The following is a 6997-nucleotide window of genomic DNA, read 5'->3' as shown; positions in this document are numbered from 1 at the left end:
GCGCTGGACGCCGGCGACGTGGCGGGCGCACGGCGCCTGTTGCCGCAGCTGTGCGGCCGGGACCCGGAGGCGCTGGACGCGGACGGCATCGCGCGCGCCGTAGTGGAATCGGTGGCCGAGAACACCTCGGACGCCGTCGTGGGTGCCCTGGTGTGGGACGCCCTCGCCGGCGTACCCGGCATGGCCGGTTTCCGTGCCGTGAACACCCTCGACGCGATGGTCGGCCACCGCTCCCCGCGTCACCGTCACTTCGGCTGGGCCGCGGCCCGGCTGGATGACGTGGCGGGGTGGCCGGGCGCGCGGCTGACAGCGGTACTCGCCGCGCTCGCCGGCCCGTGCCCCGCGGGTGCGGTCCGCGCTTGGCGCATGGACGCGCACCGGCATCCCAGCCCCAACGCCGGTCCCGTGGAGGCCGCCTTCGCGGGTGCGCTGGACCTGCGGCTCGGCGGCACCCTCGCCTACGGCGGACGCGTCGAGCGCCGGCCGGTGCTGAACGCCTCGGGGCGCGCGGTGCGCACAGAAGACATCGCGCGGGCCGTACGGCTGTCGCGAAGGGTCGGCCTGCTGGCGCTGCTGCTCACCGCCGGCGCCGGTACGGGCGTCCGGCGTGCCGTGGCGCATGCGCGGGCCGGGAGGGGGAGTTGATGAGGACCGGGAACCGCACCGGCGGCGGGCTGCTCGTCGCCGGCACGACCTCGGACGCGGGCAAGAGCGTGGTGACGGCCGGGATCTGCCGCTGGCTGGCACGCAAGGGGCTCAAGGTCGCGCCGTTCAAGGCGCAGAACATGTCGCTCAATTCGTTCGTGACACGGGAGGGTGCCGAGATCGGGCGTGCGCAGGCCATGCAGGCCGCCGCCGCGCGTACCGAGCCGAGCGCGCTGATGAACCCGGTGCTGCTGAAGCCGGGCAGCGACCGCAGCAGCCAGGTCGTGCTGCTGGGCAAGGCCGTCGGTGAACTGAGCGCCGGTGACTACCACTCCGGGCGGCAGGAGAAGCTGCTCGGCACCGTGGCCGACTGTCTGGCCCAGCTGCGGCGTACACACGACGCGGTGATCTGCGAGGGCGCCGGCAGTCCCGCCGAGATCAACCTCCGGCGCACCGACATCGTGAACATGGGCCTCGCGCGCGCCGCCCGGCTGCCGGTGGTGATCGTCGGCGACATCGACCGTGGTGGCGTCTTCGCGTCGTTCTTCGGTACGACGGCGCTGCTGGCGGAGCGCGACCAGGCACTGGTCGCGGGCTATGCGGTGAACAAGTTCCGCGGCGACGTGGCGCTGCTGGAACCGGGACTGGAGATGCTGCGCGGTCTCACGGGGCGGCCCGTGCTGGGTGTGCTGCCCTTCCGGCACGGCCTGGGCATCGACGAGGAGGACGGGCTGAGGGTGTCCCTGCGCGGCACCGTACGTGAGTCGGTGTCCGCACCGCCCTGCGGCACGGACGTACTGCGGATCGCGGTCGTGCCGGTGCCGCTGATGTCGAACTTCACCGACATCGACGCGCTCGCCGCCGAGCCCGGCGTGGTCGTCCGCTTCACCGACCGCCCCGAAGAGCTGGCGGACGCCGACCTGGTGGTGCTGCCCGGCACCCGCGGGACGGTACGGGCGCTGGAGTGGCTGCGCGCGCGGGGACTCGCGGACGCGGTGCGGCGGCGGGTCGCCGAGGGGCGGCCGGTGCTGGGCGTCTGCGGGGGCTTCCAGCTGCTGGGCGAGCGGATCGAGGACGAGGTGGAGTCGCGGGCGGGCACGGTGGACGGGCTGGGGCTGCTGCCGGTGCGGGTGCGGTTCGCGCGCGAGAAGACCCTTGCACGGCCGGTCGGTTCGGCGCTGGGCGAGACGGTGGAGGGGTACGAGATCCACCACGGCGTCGCCGAGGTGCTGGGCGGGGACGCCCTGTTCACCGACGCACGCGGGGAGAGCCTGGACGGCTGCCGGGTCGGCCCGGTGTGGGGTACCCACTGGCATGGGGCGCTGGAGAGCGACGGTTTCCGGCGGGCCTTCCTGCGCCGTGTCGCCACGGACGCGGGACGCACGGGTTTCCGGCCGGCGCCGGATACGAGTTTCGCCGCGCTGCGCGAGGAACAGCTGGATCGCCTGGGCGATCTCATCGAGGAACACGCCGACACCGACGCGCTGCTGCGCCTGATCGAGTCGGGCCCGCCCGCGGGCCTGCCGTTCATCGCCCCGGGGGCGCCGGATACGCACGCCCCAGCCGAAGACCGAGACCAAGCCCCGGCCGAAGACCAAGACCAAGACGCGGGAGCGCCCTCATGAGCACTGTTGTGCTGTTGTCCACCGCCGATACGGATCTGCTCGCCGCTCGTGCCTCGGGTGCCGGGTACCGGATCGCCAACCCCACCCGGGTCGACGCCACCGAGGACCTCCCGGGCCTGCTGGCCGGCGCGGACGTCGCGGTCCTGCGGCTGCTCGGCGGGAAGCGGGCCTGGGAGGACGGCCTCGCGGCGCTGAAGGCGTCCGGTGTGCCGACGGTGCTGCTGGGGGGCGAGGCCGTGCCCGACGCGGAGTTGATGGCGGAGTCCAGCGTGCCCTCCGGGGTGGTCGCGGAAGCGCTGCGCTATCTGGTCCAGGGCGGACCGGAGAACCTGACGCAGCTCGCCAGGTTCCTCTCCGACACCGTGCTGATGAGCGGCGAGGGCTTCGAACCGCCCGCCGACATGCCCGAGTTCGGAGTGCACGGCGAGTACGCGCGGCAGCCGGACCGGCCCACCGTGGGCGTGCTCTTCTACCGGGCGCACGAACTGTCGGGGAACACCGCGTTCGTGGACGTGCTGTGCGACGCGATCGAGGCGGCGGGCGGCAACGCGCTGCCCGTCTACTGCGGTTCACTCAGAGGCGCCGACGCCGGTCTCTACCGGCTGCTGGGGCAGGCCGACGCGCTGGTGACCACCGTGCTGGCGGCCGGCGGCACCGTGGCCGGCGACGCGTCCGCGGGCGGTGACGACGAGACGTGGGACATCGGGGCACTGGCCGAGCTGGATGTGCCGCTGCTGCAGGGAATGTGCCTGACGAGCAGCGGCGCGGCGTGGGAGGAGTCGGACGCCGCGCTGTCGCCGATGGACGCGGCGATGCAGGTGGCGATCCCGGAGTTCGACGGGCGGCTGATCACCGTGCCGTTCTCCTTCAAGGAGGAGGGGCCGGAGGGGGTGCCTGTGTACGCCGCCGACCCGGAGCGGGCGCGGCGGGTCGCGGGCATCGCGGTGCGGCACGCGGTGCTGCGCCACAAGCCGAACGCCGAGAAGAGGCTCGGGCTGGTCTTCACCGCATATCCCACGAAGCACTCGCGGGTGGGCAACGCGGTGGGCCTGGACACCCCGGCCTCGGCCGTCGGACTGCTGGACGCGCTCCGGGATGCGGGCTACGGAGTCCAAGGGCACCCTGACAACGGCGACGAGTTGATCCACCGCCTCATCGCGGCGGGCGGCCACGACGTGGAGTGGCTCACGGAGGAGCAGCTCGCGGCGGCGCCCGCGCGGGTGCCGCTGAAGGACTACCAGGAGTGGTTCGCCCGGCTCGACCCCGGCCTGCGCGCCGGCATGGTCGAGGCATGGGGCGAGCCGCCGGGCGGCCTGTACGTCGACGGCGACGACATCGTGCTGGCGTCCCTGCAGTTCGGCAACGTGGTCGTACTGATCCAGCCGCCGCGCGGCTTCGGCGAGAACCCCATCGCCATCTACCACGACCCCGACATGCCGCCCTCGCACCACTACCTGGCGACCTACCGCTGGCTGGAGCACACCTTCGGCGCCGACGCCGTCGTTCACATGGGCAAGCACGGCACCATGGAGTGGCTGCCCGGCAAGGGCCTGGGCCTGTCAGCGTCCTGCGCACCCGACGCGGTGCTCGGCGAACTGCCGCTGGTCTACCCCTTCATCGTCAACGACCCGGGCGAGGGCACCCAGGCCAAGCGGCGCGGACACGCCACGGTGGTGGACCACCTGGTGCCCCCGATGGCCCGCGCCGACACCTACGGCGACCTCGCCAAGCTCGAACAGCTGCTGGACGAGTACGCGTTGGTCTCCGACCTCGACCCGGCCAAGGCCCCGGCCGTGCGTGCCCAGATCTGGACGCTCGTACGGGCCGCGGAACTCCACCACGACCTGCACGTCGACGAGCAGCCGGGCGAGGACGACTTCGACGATTTCGTGATGCACGTCGACGGCTGGCTGTGCGAGATCAAGGACGTCCAGATCCGGGACGGCCTGCACATCCTGGGCGGTGGCCCGGTCGGCGAACCACGCGTCAACCTGGCGCTGGCCGTGCTGCGTTCGGCGCAGGTGTGGGGCGGCGTCGGCGGGGCGCTGCCGGGACTGCGGGCGGCGCTCGCGCGGCACTTCGGACTGACGGAGGCGGAGCTGCTGGCCGAGCCGGGCGCGCGGGTGACCGTGCCCGAGGCCCTGACGGCACTGGCTCCCGGACCTGCCCGTACCGCCTCCGACGCCGTGGATCTGCTGGAGCGGCTGGCCCGCGAGCTGGTGGAGGCGATGGAGGCCCGCGAGTGGGCGACCCAGGCCGCGGCGCCGGTCGTGGCGAGTGCGCTCGGCACCGAACTGGCCGATGCCGTACGGGTGCTGGAGTTCGCGGCCGACGAGGTCGTGCCGCGGCTGGCCCGTACGACCGACGAGATCGGCAACGTGCTGCACGCCCTGGACGGCGGCTACGTACCGGCCGGGCCGTCGGGTTCGCCGACCCGCGGGCTGGTCAACGTGCTGCCGACCGGGCGCAACTTCTACTCCGTCGACCCCAAGGCCATTCCCTCCCGGCTGAGCTGGGACGTGGGCAGCGCGCTGGCCGAATCCCTCGTCAAGCGGCACCTCGAGGACAACGGCCACTATCCGCGCTCGGTCGGGCTCACCGTGTGGGGCACGTCCTGCATGCGTACACAGGGCGACGACATCGCGGAGATCCTGGCCCTGCTGGGCTGCCGCCCGGTCTGGGACGACGCCTCCCGCCGCGTCACCGGATTCGAGGTGGTCGGCCTCACGGAGCTGGGCCGGCCCCGTATCGATGTGACGGTGCGGATCTCGGGCTTCTTCCGTGACGCGTTCCCGCACGTGGTGGCGATGGTGGACGATGCCGTACGGGCGGTGGCGGAGCTGGCGGAGCCCGCCGAGCAGAACTACCTGCGGGCGCACGTCGAGGAGGACACCGCCGGGCACGGCGACCGGCGGCGCGCCACGGCCCGCGTCTTCGGCTCCAAGCCGGGCGCGTACGGCGCGGGCCTGCTGCCGCTGATCGACGCCCGCAACTGGCGCTCGGACGCCGACCTCGCCGAGGTCTACGCGGTGTGGGGCGGCTACGCGTACGGGCGCGGCCTGGACGGGCGCCCGGCGCGCGGTGACATGGAGGCGGCGTTCCGCCGCATCCAGGTGGCGGCGAAGAACGTCGACACCCGCGAGCACGACATCGCGGACGCCGACGACTACTTCCAGTACCACGGCGGCATGGTCGCCATGGTGCGGCACCTGACCGGCGGCTCCCCCGAGGCGTACATCGGCGACTCGGCCGTCCCCGACCAGGTCAAGACCCGCACCCTGGGCGAGGAGACGCACCGCGTCTTCCGTGCCCGGGTGGTCAACCCCCGCTGGATGGCGGCCATGCGGCGGCACGGCTACAAGGGCGCCTTCGAGATGGCGGCGACCGTCGACTACCTCTTCGGGTACGACGCGACGGCCGGCGTCGTCGACGACTGGATGTACGAAAAGCTCGCGGCCGAGTATGTGGCCGACGAGACCAACCAGGACTTCATGAAGAAGTCCAACCCCTGGGCCCTGCGCGGCATCACGGAGCGCCTGCTCGAGGCCGCCGACCGCGGCCTGTGGGAGGAGCCGGACCCGCGGACCATCGAGCATCTGCGGGCCACTTACCTGGAGCTCGAAGGCGACCTGGAGGGAGACGCGTGAGCACCGCACAGAGCCCCTACCCGTTCTCCGCGATCGTCGGCATGTCCGACCTGCGGCTGGCGCTGCTGCTGAACGCCGTCTCACCGGCCGTCGGCGGCGTCCTCGTGCGCGGCGAGAAGGGGACCGCGAAGTCGACCGCCGTACGGGCGCTGGCGGCGCTGATGCCCGGTGTCGCGGTCGTACCCGGCTGCCGGTTCTCCTGCGACCCTGCCGTCCCCGACCCGGACTGCCCGGACGGGCCGCACGAGACTGGCGGCGGCGTGCCGCGCCCGGCCCGGATGGTGGAGCTGCCCGTCGGGGCCTCCGAGGACAGGCTCGTGGGCGCGCTCGACATCGAACGGGCGCTGGCCGAGGGCGTGAAGGCCTATCAGCCGGGTCTGCTGGCGGACGCCCACCGCGGCGTGCTGTACGTGGACGAGGTCAACCTGCTGCACGACCACCTCGTCGACCTGCTGCTGGACGCCGCCGCCATGGGCGCCTCCTACGTGGAGCGCGAGGGCGTCTCCGTGCGGCACGCGGCGCGCTTCCTGCTGGTCGGCACGATGAACCCCGAAGAGGGCGAGCTGCGCCCGCAGTTGCTGGACCGGTTCGGGCTGACGGTCGAGGTGACCGCGTCCCGGGAGACCGACGAGCGGGTGGAGGTGGTGCGGCGGCGGCTCGCCTACGACGCCGACCCGGCCGGGTTCAGGGCGCGTTGGGCGGCCGAGGAGGAGGCGCTGCGCGAACGCATCGCGGCGGCACGGGAGTTGCTGCCGCAGGTGCGGCTGGGCGATGCCGCGCTGCGCCAGATCGCGGCGACGTGCGCGGCGTTCGAGGTGGACGGCATGCGGGCCGACCTGGTGATGGCGCGTACGGCCACCGCGCTGGCCGCCTGGGCGGGCCGGACCGACGTCATGGCGGAGGACGTACGGCAGGCGGCGCTGCTGGCGCTGCCGCACCGGCGCCGGCGGAACCCGTTCGACGCGCCGGGACTGGACGAGGACACGCTCGACGAGACGCTCCAGCAGCACGCGGGCCCGGACGGCGGCGAGGACGACCCGGACCCGGACGGGCCCGGCGGTGGCCCGGACGACGGACCGG

The 6997-nt window shown here is 73.4% G+C and carries 4 protein-coding genes; all 4 read left to right on the top strand.

Going from position 1 to position 6997, the window contains the following annotated elements:
• The coding region (locus ACRDP3_RS16790) for a CobD/CbiB family cobalamin biosynthesis protein (RefSeq protein WP_431517769.1) at positions 1-645 on the top strand (645 nt) is incomplete at its 5' end.
• Positions 645-2270 carry a cobyric acid synthase gene (locus tag ACRDP3_RS16785; protein ID WP_431517768.1) on the top strand — a complete coding sequence of 542 codons (1626 nt, stop codon included), beginning with the start codon at positions 645-647 and terminating at the stop codon, positions 2268-2270. The genes ACRDP3_RS16790 and ACRDP3_RS16785, both read left to right, overlap by 1 nt.
• Positions 2267-5917 (top strand): cobaltochelatase subunit CobN, encoded by a 3651-nt coding sequence (gene cobN / locus ACRDP3_RS16780; RefSeq protein ID WP_431517767.1) that lies wholly within the window; start codon positions 2267-2269, stop codon positions 5915-5917. Before ACRDP3_RS16785 ends, cobN begins: the two co-directional genes overlap by 4 nt.
• A 41-nt stretch (positions 5918-5958) precedes the next feature.
• A partial coding sequence (locus ACRDP3_RS16775) for an ATP-binding protein (RefSeq protein ID WP_431517770.1) occupies positions 5959-6997 on the top strand: 1039 nt, incomplete at its 3' end.

This window comes from Streptomyces sp. (genome assembly GCF_050698815.1).
Classification (GTDB): Bacteria; Actinomycetota; Actinomycetes; order Streptomycetales; family Streptomycetaceae; genus Streptomyces.
This window is presented reverse-complemented; position numbering and strand designations above follow the sequence as displayed.

Coding starts and splice junctions, on each gene's coding strand:
- ACRDP3_RS16785 (WP_431517768.1), top strand. CDS start 645: ATGAGGACCGGGAACCGCACCGGCGGCGGGCTGCTCGTCGCCGGCACG.
- cobN (WP_431517767.1), top strand. CDS start 2,267: ATGAGCACTGTTGTGCTGTTGTCCACCGCCGATACGGATCTGCTCGCC.